We start from the raw sequence: 18485 nt of genomic DNA, 5'->3' as shown, positions 1-18485 counted from the left end.
CTCCCCTGACCAAGAGAGACCCGGTCGCGCCGCTGGCGCGGCCGGGACAGAGCAACCCTCCGAACGACCCCTCGATGGGAGCGTCCGACGAAATGAGAAAGCCGGCCGTCCATGCTGCGATTCTTGGCTATGCGCATAGCGTCGGCGATGCCGGTCCTCGCAATCCTGAGCCTCGTTACCTTCGCCATCATCCAGGCGCCACCTGGCGACTATGCCGACTACATCCGTTCGCAGTTGATCAACCAGGGTGGCGCGTCTTTCGCCGAGGCCGATGCGCAGGCGCAGGCCTACCGCGTCGAACACGGCCTCGATAAACCGCTGCCCGTCCAGTATCTCAACTGGATCGGCGGCATCATCACTCGCGGCGATTTCGGCTACAGCCTCTACTACAACAAGCCGGTGGCCGATGTCGTCGGCGAGCGCCTGCCGCGCACGCTGCTCCTGGCGCTGGTCTGCCATCTGCTCGCCTCGGTGCTGGGCATCACCTTCGGCATATGGGCCGCGACAAGGCAGTATACCTGGATCGACTCGACGCTCTCGGCCATCGCCTTCCTCGGCATGACCGTGCCGCGCTTCCTGATGGCGCTGATCATCGTCTACCTCCTGGTCTTCCAGTTCAACGTGTCGGAGATCGGCAGCTTCTTCTCGCCGCAATTTGGCGGCGCGCCGTGGTCGTGGGCGAAGTTCGTCGACCTGGTCAAGCATGTCTGGCCGGTGGTGGCGATCGCCACTTTCGGCGGCCTCGCCTACAATATGCGCGTCATGCGCGGCAATCTGCTGGATACGCTCAACGCGCAATATGTCGAGACGGCGAGAGCCAAGGGACTGACCGGCAGCGCTGTCGTCATGCGCCATGCCGTGCCCAATGCACTGCATCCGCTCGTCATGTATCAGGGCGTGGTGCTGCCCTACATGCTCACCGGCGAGATCGAGACGGCGATCATCTTCGCGCTGCCGACCGTCGGCCCGGCGATCGTCGGTTCGATGGCGGTCGGCGATGTCTATGTCACCGCCACCTTCATGATGGTGCTGTCGGCGACGCTGATCGTCGGCAACATCATCGCCGACATGCTGCTCGTCCTGCTCGACCCGCGCATCCGCCAATACGGAGAGAGCTAGATGCTAGCCCGCGATCCATCACCCCCACCGCTGCCGGCCGAAGGACCCGTCGTCGCCAAGCCGGCGCGCGGCAATGAGAGCTATATCGCGCTCGTCTGGCGCCGGCTGAAGCGTTCCTGGACCGGCATGGCCGGGCTCTGGCTCGTCGTGCTGCTGCTGGTGATGGCTGTGTTCGCCGAATTCCTGGCGCCGATGGATCCGAAGGCGACCGATGTCGGCTTCGCCCCGCCGCAACTGCCTTCCTTTCACGACAAGGACGGCAATTTCGTCGCCCGGCCGCGGGTCTATGCGCTGGCCGATTCCGCCGACCTCGATCCGGTCACCTTCCAGCCCGTCGTCGGCCCCGACTACGACCACCCGAGGCTGCTTGGCTTCTTCGTCGAGGGCGCGCCCTACAAGCTCTTCGGGCTGATCCCGGCGGACCGGCATTTCTTCGCTTCGACGGACGGCCAGCCCGTACATTTCCTCGGCACCGACAAGTTCGGCCGCGATGTGCTGTCGCGCGCCATCCACGGCTCACGGGTTTCCCTGATGATCGCGTTGACCGTCGTCTTCATCATCACCGTCATCGGCACCACCGTCGGCATGGTTTCCGGCTATTTCGGTGGCCGTTTCGATGTCTGGATGCAGCGCTTCGTCGAATTGGTGCTGGCCTTCCCGCAACTGCCGCTCTATCTGGCGCTGACGACGCTGATCCCCGTCACCGCGCCGACCAACGTGTTCCTCGCCTTCGTCATCATCGTCATGTCGGCGCTGGGCTGGGCGCAGATGTCGCGCGAGGTGCGCGGCAAGACGCTGGCGCTGGCGCGCATCGAATATGTGCGCGCAGCCATGGCGGTCGGCGCCACAGACCGGCGCATCATCCTGCAGCACATCTTGCCCAATGTAATGAGCCACGTGATCGTCGCCGTCACCTTGGCGATCCCGACGGTGGTGCTGCTCGAATCCTTTCTCGGGTTCCTCGGCTTCGCGGTCAAGCCACCGCTGATCTCGTGGGGCCTGATGCTGCAGGACACCGCGACCTACTCCGTCATCGGCACCTATCCCTGGATCCTGTCGCCGGTCGGCTTCGTGCTCGCCACCGTTTTTGCCTTCAACGCGCTGGGCGACGGCCTGCGCGATGCCGTCGATCCGTATTGAGGTGGCTGGGATGACCGTCGTACTCGCCGAGTCCTTCGCCCCCACCGTTCGTCATGACCATGACGGGCGCCAGGACCAGCCCATCATCGACGCCCGCAACATCGAGGTCGCCTTCAAGGTTGAGCACGGCGTTGTCGAAGCGGTCAAGGACATCTCGTTCCAGCTCTATCGCGGCGAGACGATTGCCATCGTTGGCGAGTCCGGTTCCGGCAAGTCGGTGACGGCGCGCGCCGTCATGGGGCTGCTGTCGCGGCGGGCCACCGTGTCGCCCCGGTCGAGCATTTGTTATGACGGTCAGGATATCCTGAAATTCCCCGAGAGCGAGCGGCGCAAGCTGCGCGGCAACCGCATCTCGATGATCTTCCAGGAGCCGATGAGCTCGCTCAACCCTATCTATACGGTCGGCAGCCAGATCGTCGAGGCGATCCGGGTGCACCGCAAGGTGGGCCGCCGGCAGGCCTGGGCACGGGCGCTCGAACTGCTGCGGCATGTGCAGATCCCCGAGCCGGAGGCGCGGCTCAAACAATATCCGCACCAGCTTTCGGGCGGTCAGCGGCAGCGCGTGATGATTGCCATGGCGCTGGCCAACGATCCTGACGTATTGATCGCCGATGAGCCGACCACCGCCCTCGACGTCACCGTCCAGGCGCAGATCCTGAACCTGATCCGCAATCTGCAGAAAGAGCTGCGGATGGCGGTGATCCTGATCACCCACGATCTCACCGTGGTGCGCAAATTTTCCGACTATGTCTACGTCATGCAGCATGGCGCGATGTGCGAGCACAACGTCACCGAACGGCTGTTTGCGGACCCACAGCACCCCTACACGCGGCGGCTGCTCGCCTCGGAGCCGCGCGGACGCCCGCAACCGCTTCCTGAGGGCAGCGGCGCCATCCTCGAGGCGAATGACGTGCGCGTCTGCTTCATGCTGCGCCACGGCGGTTTCCTGAAGCCGGACTGGCGCGAGCTGGTCGCCGTCGACGATCTCGGCCTCAGGCTTTGCCGCCACGAGACGCTGGGGCTGGTCGGCGAATCCGGTTCGGGCAAGACCACCTTCGGCCAGGCGCTGCTGAGACTGATCGACGCCAGGCGCGGCGAGATCCGTTTCGACGGCCAGCCGATCCAGGGCCTGTCGCGCAACGAGATGCGGCCGCTGCGCTCGCGCATGCAGATCGTCTTTCAGGATCCGTTCTCCTCGCTCAATCCGCGCATGACGATCGGCCAGATCATCGAGGAAGGGCTGGTCGTCAACGGGATCGGCGCGACGCGGGCCGAGCGGGTCGACCGGGTGCGCGACGCCCTGGTCAGCGCCGGCATGCCAGGCGATATTCTGTCGCGGTTCCCGCACGAATTCTCCGGCGGCCAGCGCCAGCGCGTCGCGATCGCCCGCGCCATCGCGCTTGAGCCTGAATTCATCCTGCTCGACGAGCCGACATCGGCGCTGGACCTCTCCGTCCAGGCGCAGATCATCGACCTGTTGCGCAAGCTGCAGGACGATCGCGGCCTCAGCTACCTCTTTATCTCGCACGATCTCAAGGTGGTGCGCGCGCTGTGCCACCGCGTCATCGTCATGCAGCACGGCAAGATCGTCGAGCAGGGACCCGTTGACGAGGTCCTCACCAGTCCCAAGACCGCCTACACCGAACGGCTCGTCCGAGCCGCTTTCGACGTGGCTTGAACATATGCCGGAGGTTAGTATGGCAAGACATCCCAGGATCACTTTCATCGGCGCCGGCTCGACCGTGTTCATGAAGAACATTGTCGGCGACGTGCTGCAGCGGCCAGCCCTCTCGGGCGCGACGATCGCGCTGATGGACATTAATCCGCAACGGCTGGAAGAGAGCGCCATCGTCGTCAACAAGCTGATCGCGACGCTCGGCGTGAAGGCGAAGGCCGAGACCTATTCCGACCAGCGCAAGGCACTTGCCGGGGCCGATTTCGTCGTCGTCGCCTTCCAGATCGGCGGCTACGAGCCCTGCACAGTCACCGACTTCGAAGTGCCGAAGAAATACGGCCTGCGCCAGACGATCGCCGACACGCTCGGCGTCGGCGGTATCATGCGCGGCCTGAGGACCGTGCCGCACCTGTGGAAGATCTGCGAGGACATGCTCGCGGTCTGCCCCGAGGCGATCATGCTGCAATACGTCAACCCGATGGCGATCAATACCTGGGCGATTTCGGAGAAGTACCCCACTATCAAGCAGGTCGGCCTCTGCCATTCGGTGCAGGGCACGGCGATGGAACTGGCGCATGATCTCGGCCTTCCCTACGAGGACATCCGCTACCGCTCGGCCGGCATCAACCACATGGCCTTCTACCTGAAATTCGAGCACCGCCAGCCCGACGGCTCCTACCGCGACCTCTATCCGGATCTCGTGCGCGCCTATCGCGAAGGCCGCGCGCCAAAACCCGGCTGGAATCCGCGCTGCCCCAACAAGGTGCGCTACGAGATGCTGACCAGGCTCGGCTATTTCGTCACCGAAAGCTCGGAGCATTTCGCCGAATACACCCCCTATTTTATCAAGGAGGGTCGCCCCGATCTGATCGAGAAATACGGTATTCCACTCGACGAATACCCCAAGCGCTGCATCGAGCAGATCGAGCGCTGGAAAGACCAGGCGCAGGCTTACCGCTCGGCCCAACGCATCGAGGTCGAGGAGTCCAGGGAGTATGCCTCCTCGATCATGAACTCGGTCTGGACCGGCGAGCCGTCGGTGATCTACGGCAATGTCCGCAACAATGGCTGCATCACCTCGCTGCCCCGCGACTGCGCCGCCGAAGTGCCATGCCTGGTCGATGCCTCCGGCATCCAGCCGACCTATATAGGCGATCTGCCGCCGCAGTTGACGGCGCTGATCCGCACCAACATCAACGTCCAGGAACTGACGGTGCGGGCGCTGATGAGCGAGAACCGCGAGCACATCTACCACGCCGCGATGATGGACCCGCACACGGCTGCCGAACTCGATCTCGACCAGATCTGGTCGCTGGTCGATGATCTCCTGGCCGCCCACCGCGACTGGCTGCCGGCCTGGGCGCGCGTGAGCCGCAAGACCGAGGCCGCCTGACGGGCGATCCCGGTCTTACTTGGGACCGTCGGCGTCGGGGTCTTCCTCGTCGTCGCGGGCCTTGATGACATAGGCGCCCTTCAGCCAGCGGTTGAGGTCGATGTCCTTGCAGCGGGCCGAGCAGAACGGAAAGGTGTCGCGCGCCGACGGCTTGCCGCATTCGGGGCAGGGGCGCTTCGGCCGCAGCGGCGTGATTTTGGAGTCGGAATTCATGGCCGTGCGGTCAGCCAGTTCTGATGGATCTTGAAGCCTTCGCCCGATAGCAACGCCACCGTCTCATAGAGCGGCAGGCCGACGATGTTGGTGTAGGAGCCGACGAGCTTGACGACGAACGAGCCGGCGAGACCTTGGACGGCATAGCCGCCGGCCTTGCCTCGCCATTCGCCCGAGGCGACATAGGCTTCGATCTCCTCGCGCGGCAGCCGCTTGAAACGCACCCGCGTTTCGACCAGTCGCTGGCGCAGCTTGCCGCCTGGTGTGATCAGGCAGATGCCGGAATAGACCCGGTGCGAGCGGCCGGACAACAAACCGAGGCAGTTGGCGGCATCGTCCAGCGTCTCGGCCTTGGGCAGGATGCGCCGCCCGACCGCGACCACGGTGTCGGCGGCCAGCACGAAGCTTGGCGCATGATCCGTTTCGGTGTTCAGCGAGGCGAACGCCTTCTCGGCCTTTTCCTTCGACAGCCGCTTGGCGAGCGAGCGCGGATGCTCGGCCCGCAGGGGCGTTTCGTCGATATCGGCTGGCAGGATACGGTCCGGCTCGATGCCGGCCTGCTGCAACAGTTCGATGCGGCGCGGCGAACCCGAGGCAAGCACCAGCTTCTGCAAAATGCTCATCGCGGATCAGTCGAGCCTTGATCTTACTTGAAGCGGTAGGTGATGCGGCCCTTGGTCAGGTCGTATGGCGTCATCTCGACCAGAACCTTGTCGCCGGTCAGCACGCGGATGCGGTTCTTGCGCATGCGGCCGGCCGTATGGGCGATGATCTCGTGTTCGTTTTCGAGCTTCACCCGGAACATCGCGTTCGGCAACAATTCCGTCACGACACCCGGAAACTCGAGGACTTCTTCCTTCGGCATTCGATACCTTTGCTTGGATTGCAGTTCCAGCGCCTAGAGCATGATGCCGAAAAGTGTGAAGCGGTTTTCGGACGACATCATGCTCTACTTCTTGGTTTAGAGTCGGATGATTTCAGGTCGAACAGACCTGAAATCATCCGACTCTAGCCGGAATTTCGGCGGAACCTATATGATAATCGTCCGCTTGTGAACACGCTTAATCCGCCGTGTTTCTTGTGTCTGGAAGCAAGAAACGTCGGCTTATGCGCAACTTCAGCCGTTCGCGCACGTCGCGGTAGGCCGCCATGATCTGTTCGCGCGTGCCGCCGGCATTGGTCGGGTCCTGTGTCGGCCAGTATTCGACCTCGACGGCGAGCGAGCGGGTGAGTTCCAGCGCGGCATGGTGCGCCTCCGGCGCCAGCGTCACGATCAGGTCGAAATAGTCGTCCTCGAGATCGTCCAGCGTCCTGGGATGACGCTCGCCCAGCGACAGGCCTTCCTCCGCCAGCACGGCATCGACGAACGGGTCGCGCTCGCCCGCGCGTACGCCGGCCGAGGCGACGAAGATGGTGGCGGGCAGCATCCGGCGCGCCAGTTGCTCGGCCATTGGCGAGCGCACGGCATTCATGCCGCACACGAACAGGATCGAGCGGGGCAGGGCGCCGGGTACCAGGGCTAGCCCCGCCAGTGCAGCACGCAGACCAGCGTGAACAGCCGGCGCGCCGTATCGAAGTCGATGTCGATCTTGCCGGAGAGCCGGTCCATCAGTGTCTGCGAACCTTCATTGTGCAAGCCGCGCCGGCCCATATCGATCGCCTCGATATGGCTCGGCGTCGAGGAGCGGATGGCGTCGTAGTAGCTCTCGCAGATCATGTAGTAATCCTTGACGATGCGCCTGAGCGGCGTCAGCGACAGGATGTGGGTGACCACTGCGGTGCCGTCCTCGCGTGATACGGCAAAGACCAGGCGCTGCTCGGCCAGCGACAGTTTCAGCCGGTAGGGGCCGGCGCCGCTGTCGTTGACGGGCTGAAAACTGTTCTCTTCGATCAGGTCGAAGATCGCCACCGCCCGCTCATGCTCGACGTCGGGTGTCGAACGGCCGATCGATTCATCGAGTTCGACATCGATCAGTTTTGCGCGGGTTTGATCGGATCCCGTCATCTCAGCCTACATGTTCAGCCGGATGGCGACGGACCGGCCATGCGCGTCGAGCCCTTCCGCCTTGGCGAGCGCGATGGCGGCCGGCGCCAGCGCGCGCAACTGCTCCGACCCGAGTTTCAAGATCGAGGTGCGCTTGACGAAATCGAGCACGGACAGGCCCGACGAGAAGCGCGCCGAGCGCGCGGTCGGCAGCACGTGGTTGGAGCCGCCGACATAGTCGCCGATGGCTTCCGGCGTGTGGCGCCCCAGAAAGACGGCGCCTGCATTGCGCATCCGCGACAGGAAACCTTCGGCATCGTCGATGGCCAGTTCGACATGTTCCGCGGCGATGCGGTCGACCAGCGGCAGCGCGGCCTCGATGGTCGCGACCTCGATCACCGCGCCAAAATCGCGCCAGCTCGCTGCTGCGGTTTCACCGCGCGGCAGGGTCTGCAATTGGCGTTCGACTGCCTGTTCGACCGCCTTGCCGAAGGCCGGATCATCGGTGATCAGGATCGATTGCGCCGACACGTCGTGCTCGGCCTGGGCCAGCAGATCGGCAGCGATCCAGTCGGGATTGTTGTTGCCGTCGGCCACCACGAGCACTTCCGAGGGGCCAGCAATCATGTCGATGCCGACCGTGCCGAACACCTGGCGTTTGGCCGCCGCGACATAGGCATTGCCCGGTCCGACGATCTTGGCGACCGGTCTTATGGTCTCTGTGCCATAGGCAAGGGCAGCGATCGCGTGCGCGCCGCCGACGCGGTAGATTTCGGTCACGCCTGATATGTCGGCCGCCACCAGCACCAGCGGATTGATGATGCCATCCGGGGCCGGCACAACCATGACAACGCGCTCGACGCCCGCCACCCGGGCCGGTACGGCGTTCATCAGCACCGAGCTTGGATAGCTCGCCGTCCCGCCCGGCACATAGAGCCCGACGGCCTCGACCGCTGTCCAGCGCCAGCCGAGCTCGACCCCGGCGGCATCGGTGTAGCGATCGTCCTTCGGCCGCTGCCGCTCGTGGTGGGAGCGGATGCGATCGCGTGCGAATTCGAGGGCTTCGATCGCCTTTGGATCGGCCGTCTCGTATGCGGCCGCAATGTCTTGCTTCGACACGGCAATGCCGAGGCTCTTCAAATTGGCCCGATCGAACCGTTGCGTGTAGTCGATCAGTGCCGCGTCACCCTCGGCGCGCACGCGCGCGATGATCTGGCGAACCGCTGCGTCGACATCCTCGGACACTTCCCGCTTGGTCGTCAGGAAAGCGGCGAAGCGCTGCTCGAAATCGGCGTCGCACTGGCGAAGCGTGATGGCCATGGCGCGCTCAAGCCTTGTGAATTGGGCGCGACGTGGCTTCCCACGCGCCGCCTATATCGGCAAGGCGGGCCTCGATGCATTCGACATCGAGCATGATGGTGCCGCCGCCCGAAAAGATGAGTTCGACGATGCCGGCCGGCCTGCTGATCTCGATGAAGCTGATCGCCAGCAGGGAAAGCACCTCGGCCGGCTTGTCGCGGGCAATGCCGTTGGTCTTGGCGCCCAGCACCCGGTCGAAATGCAGAACGGCCTGCCGCCGTTCATTGTGCTGGCGGAACAGACCCGACTTCGCCTCCCAGACGAAACGGTTCATGGTCAGCACGAAACGCTTGGCCGCAGGCAGGAATTCAAGATCCGACACCTTCATCACGGCGTCCTGGACATGGGCCGAGACGATGCTCAGATCCTGGTCGTCGAGCGCGATAAGCTTGAGGGCCATGCGGAATTTGCACCTAAGGTTGGTTTCAGCCCTCTGTTAGGCGGTCTTTCCGGCCGGTGCAACCGCGACACGACTTCGACCCGAGCCAATTGCCTCGGGTTTGCGGTGCTGGCAGCGGATGAAGGCCTTACGGGCAGTCTCCGCCCGACGCTGCCGCCGCTCGACTGTCAGGCCGAAATGCGCTCGATCACCGCGCCGCAGTTGGACAGTTTTTCCTCCAGCCGCTCGAAGCCGCGGTCGAGATGGTAGACGCGGTTGACCGTGGTCTCGCCTTCGGCGGCGAGGCCGGCGATGACCAGCGAGACGGAAGCGCGAAGGTCGGTTGCCATGACCGGCGCGCCTTTCAGCTTCGCCACACCGTCGACGATCGCCGTCTGGCCCGAAAGCGTGATGTGGGCGCCCAGCCGGGCCAGTTCTTGGACGTGCATGAAGCGATTTTCGAAGATCGTCTCGGTGATGCGCGACTTGCCCTTGGCCATCGTCATCAGGCCCATGAACTGTGCCTGCAGGTCGGTCGGGAAGGCCGGGAAAGGCGCTGTCGTCACGTCGACGGGCGAAATGCCGGCGCCGTTGCGCTTCACGCGGATGCCGGAATTGGTCTGGGTGATCTCGGCACCAGTCTGCGAAATCACGTCCAGCGCGGTCTGCAACAGCTCTGGCCGCGCGCCTTCGAGCACGACGTCGCCGCCGGTCATGGCGACAGCCATGGCATAGGTGCCGGTCTCGATGCGGTCGGGGATGACGCGCACGCGCGCACCCGACAGCGATTCGACGCCGTCAATGGTGATAACAGGTGTGCCGGCGCCGGAAATCCTTGCGCCCATGGCGTTGAGGCATTCGGCGAGGTTGACGATTTCAGGCTCGCAGGCGGCGTTTTCCAGCACTGTCTCGCCCTTGGCCAGCGAAGCCGCCATCATCAGCACATGGGTGGCGCCCACCGAGACCTTGGGGAAGACGTAGCGGTTGCCGACCAGGCGGCCATTCTTGGTCTTGGCGATGACATAGCCGGTGTCGACGTCGAGATCGGCGCCAAGCGCCTGCAGGCCTTCGAGGAACAGGTCGACCGGGCGCGTGCCGATGGCGCAGCCGCCGGGCAGCGATACCTTGGCCTCGCCCATGCGGGCCAGCAGCGGCCCGATCACCCAGAACGACGCCCGCATCTTCGACACCAGCTCGTAAGGCGCCGTCGTGTCGACGATGTTGCGGGCGGAGAAGTTGATGGTGCGCGAATAGCCTTCATTCTGCTTCTCGCGGCGGCCATTGACCGAGTAATCGACGCCGTGATTGCCGAGGATCCGGATCAACTGCTCGACATCGGCCAGATGCGGCACGTTTTCCAGCGTCAGCGTGTCGTCGGTCAGCAGCGAGGCGATCATCAGCGGCAAGGCGGCGTTTTTCGCGCCCGAGATCGGAATGCTTCCGGCAAGCTTGTTGCCGCCGACAATTCTGATGCGATCCATTGGAGAACGTCCCTCTCGGCCAAAAAAGCCGGTTCAATCGTTTGAGTATCGGCCCGTCTAGACCATTGGCCGGTGTGGTTCAAGAAATAGGATTTCCGGACATCCGGGCCAAGAGTGGCTGATTTGAGTTAATCTTTCTGTATTTCCTTGGCCGAACCGAGCCCGTCCGGCCTCTGGTCGGCTTCACCCGTGCGGCGCGAGCGCGACTGCGCCTTGCGCTTCTGCAGATTGGCGCGCAACTGCTCGGCGAGCCGGTCCTTGCGGTTCGTGCCGCCCTTTTTCGGTGGTATCGTCTTGTCGCTCATCGTCCCGTCCCGGCCGGCGACCCGGCCAGACCTGCCGTTCAGGGATAGCCAACATTGTGGCGCCGCCATGTCATTGAAAGCCATCCGGCAAAGGCTTTCACAGAAGCGTTGTTCTTGGCCTTGCGCTTGCCGGTTCGATATGGCAGAAGCCCCGCCATCAGCGGCTGCGGTAGCTCAGTGGTAGAGCACTCCCTTGGTAAGGGAGAGGTCGAGAGTTCAATCCTCTCTCGCAGCACCAGATTTTTCAATAAAATCAGCGGTTTAAATTTTAGGCTCTCTCGTGGAGAGTTGTCATTTTGTGCTGCGACGCAGCGCAAAACTCATTTTGTCTATTTCGTCTGCCGGTCCAGGCAGACAATCCGGGTCCGCGGAACTCTGGACCTGGCCTCGTAAGGTCGTCGTAAAATGGTGCAATGTTGCGCCAGGTCCGGGTCCGCCGGACCTGGCCGCAACGCAATTCGGGGCAACGAGCGGTCAAATTGCCATTTGGCCCGTTTCTCCGGGGTATTTGATGTGTTCCTTGTGCGCCCAGCGGAACTCGACGGCAACCGAAATGCCGAGCTGCTTGCAGAGTTGACTTGTTGCGCGCCAGACAGCGTTGGCGTCACGTCCCTGCACCGAAATCCCGAGATCGGGCATGTAGTGATACCCCCCGTCATCCTTTTGCCCATCCGCATAATTCCCGGGGCAATGCTGCCGCAGTTCTTTCAATGATCCATAAGCTTTGAACCCAAGCCGGATGGCTTCATCCATCAAGGTGTTCCAATAGGGGTTCTTAATTTCCTTCCCGTCGAGATTGGCGGCCAGCAGGGTCGCGAAAGTGAGGTCTGGCGGCGCCTCTCCGTCAAAAACCCGCGCGTCGTCGATCTTCGGCTTGCTCGGGGTCGTGGGGCCCTTCTCCAAAGCGTCGAACGCCCGAGCGATCGCAGTCTCCGCCGTGTCCACCAGTGGGATGGCGTGACGCTGAATGCGTTTGAAAAGTTCTTGAGAGATTTCGATAGACGGCATCATAAGTCCTTCTCCTGTTCTCCGGCGCTTGTCACCGTAGGCCGTATATACGCCATACGATGCATGAATGCAAGCCATATCGTACAGTACGGCGTATAATACGAAATGGCATTGCCGAGCGGCGTCGCCTCGGCGCATCGAGTGTTTTCAGCCACTCAAAAGCGCAACCGGAAATTGTCCGTGGGAGAAGAACTAGTCGTCAGAACAGCGGCGTTTCGTCTGTGCTGCAAATTGCAGCGCAGACCCCTTTGCGCTGCATCGCAGCACAAATTTTGTCGGCCAACACACAGTTAGGGAAAGGCCAAAAACCCGCAAATCCATGGGTTTGCTGCGTCTGGTGTGTCTGCTAAAAACACATCCTGCTCCCTTGGTAAGGGAGAGGTCGAGAGTTCAATCCTCTCTCGCAGCACCAGTTTCCCCTGGTTCCCTGAATTGACCTGCTTTGGCTCCCTGGCTGTTGTCAGCTGTGAAGATGCGTCAATTCGAACCCGGCGTCATCCTGCGCGTCGGACAGGTGCTGTTCGGCCGACCGGAACATGTCCGAGAACTCCATTTCGTTCTCCAGCATCACGCCGCCGACCTTGATGGTGAGGACATCCTCGGTGCCTTTTGGCGCGAAATAGACTTGCGCGATGCGCGTGCGGATGCGCTCGCCGATCTGCTTGGCCTCAGCTTCGGTCGCGCCAGGGAGGAAAACCCCGAACATCGAGGCCCCGATGCGTCCGATAAGGTCCTCCTCGCGCACCGACGACTGGATGGTCGAGACGATGAGCCGCAAGGCCTCGTCGCCCCATTCAAGGCCGAAGCGCATGTTAATGGATCGAAGGTGTTCGGGGTGGATGACCAGGAAGGCGCCCGAGCGCGGTCCTGGCCCCGATCGCCTGGCCGCCCTTCGCTCGACCATCGACGTGAAGACCGGCCCGTTCAGGCAACCCGTCAGCCTGTCATATGTCCCGGACCTGTTGAGTTCCCGCCGATAGCGGTGGATTTCGACCCGGTTCCAGCCGATCAGCGCGAAAAGCGGCGGGCCGATGATGACCGGCAGCAGTCCCGCGGTGATCATGCTGCGGGCGAATGGCGTCAGCGCGTCGCTGAACAGCAGCAGGTAGTTGAGGCCAACGGAAAGGCCGAGGATTCCGGCGGTCCCCAGCAATGTCAGCCACGCGACCTGCTTCCAGGGCTGGGCAGTGGTGGTCGCCATTGGTCTCGTCATTGGCCAATCTCCTGTCAGGTCGGCTGGTATAAGGCCTGCCTGCCGTAATTTCGGTTTCGCCGAACTGTACAATTTGATGGAAAAAGGCCGAATGCGTCTTCGATAGACCCCGGCGACGCCGGTTTATGAGAAATTCCGCGTCTTGACGGTCAAAATGCTGCCTATTGCGGCGGCCCGAAGATACCCATCTGGGCGTTCCTGGCAATTGTTTCCGCCTTGCCATACATGCCGCCGGACAGCGCCATCGCCCAACCGTTGGATACCAGCCAGGCGCCGACATCCTGCTTGCCCAGCCGGCACGGTGCGGCGATGGCGAAACGCTCGGTTTCCGGCGGCAGGAAACAGGTCAGCGCGCGCCCCCGCAGCCAGGCATTGAAGGCCGCGCGCGCCCGTTGGCCGCAGGGCCAGACCTCGTCGCGAAACGAACAGGCCTGGTCCACGCCGATGTCCTGAGTTCCGCTGATCACCACCTTCCACCCCATCGATTCGAAAATCGCCGACGACGTAGCAATCGGACGGTAGAGCAGGGTTTCGCGCCAATCCTGCGGCATCGGCGTTTTGGGGCGGACGGCGAGGCCGAGGTCCCCGAGCGGCGGCCGGGCTTCGACCCGCTCGATTTGCGACACGTCGACCGGCGGCGGGGCGATAAGGCTCTCGGCAATCCGCCGTGCCGGTTCCCGCAACTGTCCGTCGGGAATGGCCGCGGCCGTCGGGGTTGCATGCGTGCCGGCAATTTCAAGGGATGGCGCACGGGCAGGCCGGTCGAGGGAAAGCACGTCTCCGGCCTGCATGATCAGGACAATTCCAAGCACGAGCTCGAGGCCCCCGATCGCGATCACCAGGCGGGCATGCCGGCCCATCAGGCCGGCGCGGCGTTCGTGCAAGGTCCCGCCGGCGGCCGGTCAGAAACCCGACGTCGATTTGGCAACCAGTTTGAGCGCACCCTTTTCTATCCGATAGAATGGCATCGATCTTTGGCTGGAACCGTCAGCGCGAAAACGGAACAGACCTGTCGATCCGCGAAACCCGTTCGGGTTTTCAAGGGTCTGTTTGCTGAAGCCGTCGGGTCCGACCGCGCTGGCAATCCCCGCCGTCAGGGCAACCATATCATAGGCATAGGCCACATTGACGTCGGCCGGATAGTTGTATGTCGCCCTGAAGCGGTCGGCGATCGGTCCGGTCTCGCCTGGATCGAGCGTGGCGATGTATGCCCCCTCGAACAGCGGATCCATCGGGCGCTCCAACCAACGGTCGGTTCCGACGACTGAAACCGCTTTCCCCGGAATGCCCTTTGATTTGAGGGCGGCAAGGACGGGCGCGGGGCTGCCGTCGCCGCTGGCAACAATGACCGCGTCGGGAGCGTCGACAAGTGAGCCCATCTGGTCGACAGCCTTGGTGCCCCCGCCGCTGTCCGTATAGGGCAGGGTGACCGCGAGCGTCGCGCCATAGATGCTGAGGCCGTTCGCCACCCGCTTCTCCACGGCGCTGGCGTTCGAGCCTTCCGCGACAAGCAACACGAATTTCTTGCGGCCTTTCGCGGCGAGCCCCGCAGCACCCGCCGCGGCGCTGTCGGCTTCGCTGAGGCGCACGGCATAAACCCCGGCGCTGCCGGCGAAATTGTCGGCAAGCGCCAGAACCGGGGGGCGCGTCGAGCCGGACAGCGTGGCAATATGCTGGGCCGCCGGCAGTTCGGTCGGGCCGATGACGACCTTGGATCCCGTCGTGATGGCTTGCACGGCCAATTTCCCGGCCTGCGCGCTGTCGCCTTTCGTGTCCTCTATCGTCAGCGTCAGAAGCCCATTGCCGATATCCGCCATCGCCAGCTTGGCGCCGTCGAGCATCTTTCGGCCGGTTTCCCCTGACGGCCCTGGAGCGGACAAGGGCAGCAGCATCGTGACTTTGGCCGAGCCGGTGCCGAGCGACTGGCTCGCCCGGGCCGGGCCGGCGCCGGCCGCGCCATTCTGTCCCGCAGGCGCGGCGACGCCGGCCGGATCGAGCACTTCGGAAACGCCGCCTTTCGACTGGCAGCCCGACAACGGCATGGCGAGCGCCAGGGCGATTGCCCAGATCCGCGGACTGCGGTCCTGCCGGACAGCTTCCATGATGGCTCCACCCCGTCTTCCGCCGGATATTTCCGGTCTGGTCCTCAATTCATGTTACGGCGGACTTGCCGCGCCGTCTTGCTGTTCTTTCTTCGGCGAAAGCCCGAACTCCGCGCCTCGACGCGCCGGGCGGCGCGATAGTCGGTGGCATTTCATGTGTGGTGGCCCGGATGCGAACACGCCGCGCACGCAATCGGCACCTGCCCAGCCAGTTGGCGCCGGCCCGCGCGGCAGGCAGATCAAGGCCGAACAGGGTGATCGTTGCGGCGATCGCCCGTGAAATTGATCCGTCCAATGTCATGATGGCCAACAGGCCCGGCCCATCCGGTCAGTGCATGTACTCGACCATGCGATCGTGGAAACACTCGCATTTGTTGAGCGTGTCTTCGTCCTTGTAGTTCGTCTTCAAATAACCATAGGCCATGCCGCAAGCGACCTTGGCTTCCGAAGCCCAGACGAAGGCAGGCCGGGATGAGTTGATCCATTCCGAACTGTTGGCGACGGCAACCGATTCGTCCATCAGCTTCACCACCTGGGTTTTGAGATCGACGATGTTGTCGGTCAGCACCAGGTTGGACGTGCCGACGGTGCGGCAATAATCGCCCACCGGTCCCTCGATGATGTCGGCGGCGAAGGCCGTCGATCCCGCCAGCAGCAGCGCGGCCGAAGCCAGCAATTTCGTACAACGCTTCATTTAAGTCCCTCTCCAAACCGCCATTTTATTCTTCGCTAATATGTAGCACGCCAGCTCGGCCAGGCATAAGTGCTAAATCGTGGCCGTGTGCTGTTGATGCTGCGTGTCATCGTAGAGGATGTTGATCGTGCCGGCGGCAGGCGCATTCTGCAGAACGGCGACATCAACAAAGTTGGCCGCGTTACCCGAGCCGCTGGTGTCGACGCTCAAAGTACCGGTCGCACTGTTGTAATGCACATAGTCGGTGATGTTGCCGGCCGCCGCCTTGTCGAACAGCGCGCTCAAGTCGATCTTGTCGCCTTCGCCGCCATGGTAATCTGCGATCAGATCCTTGATATCGAGATGGTCGAGCTTGAACGTATCGGCGCCTGCGCCGCCCGTCATCGTGTCCTGACCGAGACCACCGATGATCAAGTCGTCGCCGCCGGCACCGTATATGATGTCGTTGCCGCCGCCGCCGCTCAGCACGTCGTGACCGGAAGTGCCATAGATCTGATCGGGCAAGGTCGCGTCGCCCGTCACCGTGATGCCGGGATCGCCCGGATCATGGGTGAAGAAATCAAACTGCAGAGTACGCGCCTGATATGGACCGCCGGCATTGTCGGTGTAAAGCAAGGTCCAGGTGTCGCCAGCTGATGGCGGATGGTCGATCAGATAGTTTGCAAGCGATTGTCCAGTGCCATTGAGCAGGATGTTGTCGTAACTCACCGTCGCCTTCATCATGCCGCTGGCCGAATCATAGAACCAGCTCTGCTCGAATTTCGCTGCGGTCGTGTCAGCTTCCACCACGACGAAGTGGTTGCCGTTGATGACGATCTCGGCCTGCACTTCCTGCTCTCGGTGCGAACCAGTACTGCCGTCGTTGAATGTCCCGGGATTTTGCTCGTTGGCTGGGATCGGAGTAGTGATCGGCGTGTTCTGAAAGTCGGTATAGACGACGATTGTCGAGCCGTGCGGGTCGGCAATAATGCCGTTGACGGTCGTTTGCGATATTGTGAGGTCGTGGGTCTGGCTGCTGCCGGAGGTCAGCGGGTGACCGTCGTTGCTGACCTCCGACGAGTCGGTCGGCAAACGGTTGGGTGCAACCTCATGGATTCCTACGTTCTCCGTCGTCGTAACGAAACCGTCTGAAACGTTGAGCGCGAGGTTGACGTTTACTGTGTCGTTGGCGGTCGCCGTCGGTCGATAGACAAGGTCATCCAGCAGGTTGATGCCACCGGTTTGGAACAGCGTCATCCCCGAAGTTACCACGTGGTAGGCGGCCCCATCGAAGTAGTAAACGCCGGCAGGAACACTTGCTGCCGTTACCGTGAGATTGTTGCCGTCCGGATCGGTTGGGATATTCACGAGCAGAGGATAGCCGTCGGCATGCCCGGTCGCCGCCTGCTGTGACGGGTCGCTCGACATCCAATTGTGGCTGTTTGTGACGACCGGCACGTCATTGGTGCCGTTGATGACGACGGTGACCTGTTGGTCGTCCCAGGCGCCCTTGTCGTCGGTGACGCGCACCGTGTAGGTCTCGGTCACGGTCTGGCCCTGGGCCAGCGCCTGAACGGCGGCGCTGGCGTTGTTGAGGGTGTAGGTCCACTGGCCGCTGCTGTCGACGCTGAAGGTGCCGTAAGCCGTTCCGGTGCCCTGCGGGCTGTTGGGGCTGACGCTCCAGGTGGCGGTGTGGCCCGTGTCGGGATCGGCCGAGGCCAGTTGGCCGCCCGTGGTCAGCGTGCCGTCTTCGCTCACGCCGCCGGCCGCGTTGCCCGCCGCATAGCTGATGACCGGGCTGTCGTTGGCGCCGGTGATGGTGACGGTCACGTCCTGGGTGGAGGTCGCGCCCTTGTCGTCCGTCACCGTCACGGTGAAGGTCTCGGTCGCGCTGGCGCCTTCGGCCAGCGCGTTGGTGGCGGGCTTGCTGTTGTCCAGCGTGTAGGTCCACACGCCCGTGGTCGGGTTGACGGCGAAGCTGCCATATGTGCCGGCGGCATTGCCGCTCCAGGTGGCCGTGGCGCCCGCGTCGGGATCGTGTGCGGTCAGCGTGCCGCTCACCGTCGGCGTGCCGGCCGTCAGCGCGCCCGGATCGGTCGAGGTCGTGCCGGCGACAATGGTGCCGGGATCGGCATTGCCGGCCTCGACGACCGCGCCCGAGGTGTCCCCGGTGATCGTGGGTGTGTCATTGGTGCCCTTGATGACGACGGTGACCTGTTGGTCGTCCCAGGCGCCCTTGTCGTCGGTGACGCGCACCGTGTAGGTCTCGGTCACGGTCTGGCCCTGGGCCAGCGCCTGAACGGCGGCGCTGGCGTTGTTGAGGGTGTAGGTCCACTGGCCGCTGCTGTCGACGCTGAAGGTGCCGTAAGCCGTTCCGGTGCCCTGCGGGCTGTTGGGGCTGACGCTCCAGGTGGCGGTGTGGCCCGTGTCGGGATCGGCCG

Annotated in this window: 19 protein-coding genes and 2 tRNA genes; 6 read left to right on the top strand and 15 right to left on the bottom strand. The window is 63.3% G+C overall.

What is annotated here, in order from left to right; all coding sequences use genetic code 11:
• Window positions 1-111 precede the first annotated feature (111 nt).
• Genes C1D09_RS01295 through melA form a run of 4 tightly spaced genes read left to right on the top strand, consistent with a single transcriptional unit; the run spans window position 112 to window position 5327 of the window.
• A complete protein-coding gene (locus tag C1D09_RS01295) occupies window positions 112-1119 on the top strand; it encodes an ABC transporter permease (RefSeq protein WP_143972617.1) in 1008 nt (335 codons plus the stop codon).
• The gene (locus C1D09_RS01290; RefSeq protein ID WP_143972616.1) at window positions 1120-2259 is read left to right on the top strand and encodes an ABC transporter permease; all 1140 of its coding nucleotides are present in this window, start codon (window positions 1120-1122) and stop codon (window positions 2257-2259) included.
• 10 nt (window positions 2260-2269) lie between these two features.
• Complete coding sequence (locus tag C1D09_RS01285) at window positions 2270-3937, top strand: ABC transporter ATP-binding protein (protein WP_143972615.1); 1668 nt, start codon at window positions 2270-2272, stop codon at window positions 3935-3937.
• A 19-nt stretch (window positions 3938-3956) separates the two neighbouring features.
• Window positions 3957-5327: an alpha-glucosidase/alpha-galactosidase gene (melA, locus tag C1D09_RS01280; RefSeq protein ID WP_143972614.1), complete on the top strand. Its 1371-nt coding sequence runs from the start codon at window positions 3957-3959 to the stop codon at window positions 5325-5327.
• A gap of 15 nt (window positions 5328-5342) precedes the next feature.
• Here melA and yacG read toward each other — a convergent pair whose 3' ends face one another.
• The 9 genes from yacG to C1D09_RS01235 all read right to left on the bottom strand — a co-directional run bounded on the left by yacG (window position 5343) and on the right by C1D09_RS01235 (window position 11048).
• Window positions 5343-5540, bottom strand: a complete 198-nt coding sequence (gene yacG / locus C1D09_RS01275) for a DNA gyrase inhibitor YacG (RefSeq protein ID WP_143972613.1) — start codon at window positions 5538-5540, stop codon at window positions 5343-5345.
• Window positions 5537-6163, bottom strand: a complete 627-nt coding sequence (locus C1D09_RS01270) for a Maf-like protein (protein WP_143972612.1) — start codon at window positions 6161-6163, stop codon at window positions 5537-5539. Before C1D09_RS01270 ends, yacG begins: the two co-directional genes overlap by 4 nt.
• Window positions 6164-6186: 23 nt before the next feature.
• Window positions 6187-6405 carry a translation initiation factor IF-1 gene (gene infA / locus C1D09_RS01265; protein ID WP_006200926.1) on the bottom strand — a complete coding sequence of 73 codons (219 nt, stop codon included), beginning with the start codon at window positions 6403-6405 and terminating at the stop codon, window positions 6187-6189.
• A gap of 196 nt (window positions 6406-6601) precedes the next feature.
• Entirely contained in the window at window positions 6602-7072 is a 471-nt protein-coding gene (locus C1D09_RS01260) for an arsenate-mycothiol transferase ArsC (protein ID WP_143972611.1), read from the bottom strand.
• On the bottom strand, window positions 7060-7545 hold the full coding sequence (locus tag C1D09_RS01255) for a UPF0262 family protein (RefSeq protein ID WP_143972610.1): 486 nt from the start codon (window positions 7543-7545) through the stop codon (window positions 7060-7062). The genes C1D09_RS01260 and C1D09_RS01255 overlap by 13 nt, the downstream gene beginning before the upstream one ends.
• Before the next feature lie 6 nt (window positions 7546-7551).
• Window positions 7552-8844: a histidinol dehydrogenase gene (hisD, locus tag C1D09_RS01250; protein WP_143972609.1), complete on the bottom strand. Its 1293-nt coding sequence runs from the start codon at window positions 8842-8844 to the stop codon at window positions 7552-7554.
• Window positions 8845-8851: 7 nt separating this feature from the next.
• The gene (locus tag C1D09_RS01245) at window positions 8852-9283 is read right to left on the bottom strand and encodes a DUF2948 family protein (RefSeq protein ID WP_143972608.1); all 432 of its coding nucleotides are present in this window, start codon (window positions 9281-9283) and stop codon (window positions 8852-8854) included.
• A gap of 167 nt (window positions 9284-9450) precedes the next feature.
• Window positions 9451-10743 carry a UDP-N-acetylglucosamine 1-carboxyvinyltransferase gene (gene murA / locus C1D09_RS01240; RefSeq protein ID WP_143972607.1) on the bottom strand — a complete coding sequence of 431 codons (1293 nt, stop codon included), beginning with the start codon at window positions 10741-10743 and terminating at the stop codon, window positions 9451-9453.
• A gap of 128 nt (window positions 10744-10871) precedes the next feature.
• On the bottom strand, window positions 10872-11048 hold the full coding sequence (locus tag C1D09_RS01235; RefSeq protein ID WP_143972606.1) for a hypothetical protein: 177 nt from the start codon (window positions 11046-11048) through the stop codon (window positions 10872-10874).
• Between the two features lie 163 nt (window positions 11049-11211).
• Here C1D09_RS01235 and C1D09_RS01230 point away from each other — a divergent pair.
• Window positions 11212-11286 (top strand) — tRNA-Thr (locus tag C1D09_RS01230).
• 236 nt (window positions 11287-11522) lie between these two features.
• Here the strand turns inward: C1D09_RS01230 and C1D09_RS01225 are convergent.
• The gene (locus C1D09_RS01225; RefSeq protein WP_143972605.1) at window positions 11523-12059 is read right to left on the bottom strand and encodes a T4SS efffector SepA family protein; all 537 of its coding nucleotides are present in this window, start codon (window positions 12057-12059) and stop codon (window positions 11523-11525) included.
• Between the two features lie 324 nt (window positions 12060-12383).
• On the opposite strand from C1D09_RS01225, the gene C1D09_RS32995 reads away from it, so the two are divergent.
• Window positions 12384-12468: transfer RNA gene (locus C1D09_RS32995), tRNA-Thr, on the top strand.
• Between the two features lie 48 nt (window positions 12469-12516).
• Here the strand turns inward: C1D09_RS32995 and C1D09_RS01220 are convergent.
• From C1D09_RS01220 to C1D09_RS01200, 5 genes are all read right to left on the bottom strand, one after another.
• Entirely contained in the window at window positions 12517-13269 is a 753-nt protein-coding gene (locus C1D09_RS01220; protein WP_246135624.1) for a GGDEF domain-containing protein, read from the bottom strand.
• A gap of 161 nt (window positions 13270-13430) precedes the next feature.
• On the bottom strand, window positions 13431-14153 hold the full coding sequence (locus tag C1D09_RS01215) for a thermonuclease family protein (protein ID WP_246135623.1): 723 nt from the start codon (window positions 14151-14153) through the stop codon (window positions 13431-13433).
• Window positions 14154-14171: 18 nt separating this feature from the next.
• Window positions 14172-15371, bottom strand: coding sequence for a type 1 periplasmic-binding domain-containing protein (locus tag C1D09_RS01210; protein WP_143972604.1), 1200 nt, complete (start codon window positions 15369-15371; stop codon window positions 14172-14174).
• Window positions 15372-15699: 328 nt separating this feature from the next.
• Window positions 15700-16065 carry a hypothetical protein gene (locus tag C1D09_RS01205; RefSeq protein WP_143972603.1) on the bottom strand — a complete coding sequence of 122 codons (366 nt, stop codon included), beginning with the start codon at window positions 16063-16065 and terminating at the stop codon, window positions 15700-15702.
• 72 nt (window positions 16066-16137) lie between these two features.
• A partial coding sequence (locus tag C1D09_RS01200; protein ID WP_143972602.1) for a VCBS domain-containing protein occupies window positions 16138-18485 on the bottom strand: 2348 nt, incomplete at its 5' end.

It is taken from the genome of Mesorhizobium intechi, from assembly GCF_002879535.1.
GTDB classification, from domain to species: Bacteria; Pseudomonadota; Alphaproteobacteria; order Rhizobiales; family Rhizobiaceae; genus Mesorhizobium; species Mesorhizobium intechi.
The sequence above is the reverse complement of the archived record's forward strand: the minus strand, read 5'-3'. Positions and strand labels throughout refer to the sequence as shown.

Excerpts from the sequence above, each read along its gene's own strand:
- C1D09_RS01295 (WP_143972617.1), top strand. The coding sequence starts at position 112 with ATGCTGCGATTCTTGGCTATGCGCATAGCGTCGGCGATGCCGGTCCTC.
- C1D09_RS01290 (WP_143972616.1), top strand. The coding sequence starts at position 1,120 with ATGCTAGCCCGCGATCCATCACCCCCACCGCTGCCGGCCGAAGGACCC.
- C1D09_RS01285 (WP_143972615.1), top strand. The coding sequence starts at position 2,270 with ATGACCGTCGTACTCGCCGAGTCCTTCGCCCCCACCGTTCGTCATGAC.
- melA (WP_143972614.1), top strand. The coding sequence starts at position 3,957 with ATGGCAAGACATCCCAGGATCACTTTCATCGGCGCCGGCTCGACCGTG.
- yacG (WP_143972613.1), bottom strand. The coding sequence starts at position 5,540 with ATGAATTCCGACTCCAAAATCACGCCGCTGCGGCCGAAGCGCCCCTGC.
- C1D09_RS01270 (WP_143972612.1), bottom strand. The coding sequence starts at position 6,163 with ATGAGCATTTTGCAGAAGCTGGTGCTTGCCTCGGGTTCGCCGCGCCGC.
- infA (WP_006200926.1), bottom strand. The coding sequence starts at position 6,405 with ATGCCGAAGGAAGAAGTCCTCGAGTTTCCGGGTGTCGTGACGGAATTG.
- C1D09_RS01255 (WP_143972610.1), bottom strand. The coding sequence starts at position 7,545 with ATGACGGGATCCGATCAAACCCGCGCAAAACTGATCGATGTCGAACTC.
- hisD (WP_143972609.1), bottom strand. The coding sequence starts at position 8,844 with ATGGCCATCACGCTTCGCCAGTGCGACGCCGATTTCGAGCAGCGCTTC.
- C1D09_RS01245 (WP_143972608.1), bottom strand. The coding sequence starts at position 9,283 with ATGGCCCTCAAGCTTATCGCGCTCGACGACCAGGATCTGAGCATCGTC.
- murA (WP_143972607.1), bottom strand. The coding sequence starts at position 10,743 with ATGGATCGCATCAGAATTGTCGGCGGCAACAAGCTTGCCGGAAGCATT.
- C1D09_RS01235 (WP_143972606.1), bottom strand. The coding sequence starts at position 11,048 with ATGAGCGACAAGACGATACCACCGAAAAAGGGCGGCACGAACCGCAAG.
- C1D09_RS01225 (WP_143972605.1), bottom strand. The coding sequence starts at position 12,059 with ATGATGCCGTCTATCGAAATCTCTCAAGAACTTTTCAAACGCATTCAG.
- C1D09_RS01220 (WP_246135624.1), bottom strand. The coding sequence starts at position 13,269 with ATGACGAGACCAATGGCGACCACCACTGCCCAGCCCTGGAAGCAGGTC.
- C1D09_RS01210 (WP_143972604.1), bottom strand. The coding sequence starts at position 15,371 with ATGGAAGCTGTCCGGCAGGACCGCAGTCCGCGGATCTGGGCAATCGCC.
- C1D09_RS01205 (WP_143972603.1), bottom strand. The coding sequence starts at position 16,065 with ATGAAGCGTTGTACGAAATTGCTGGCTTCGGCCGCGCTGCTGCTGGCG.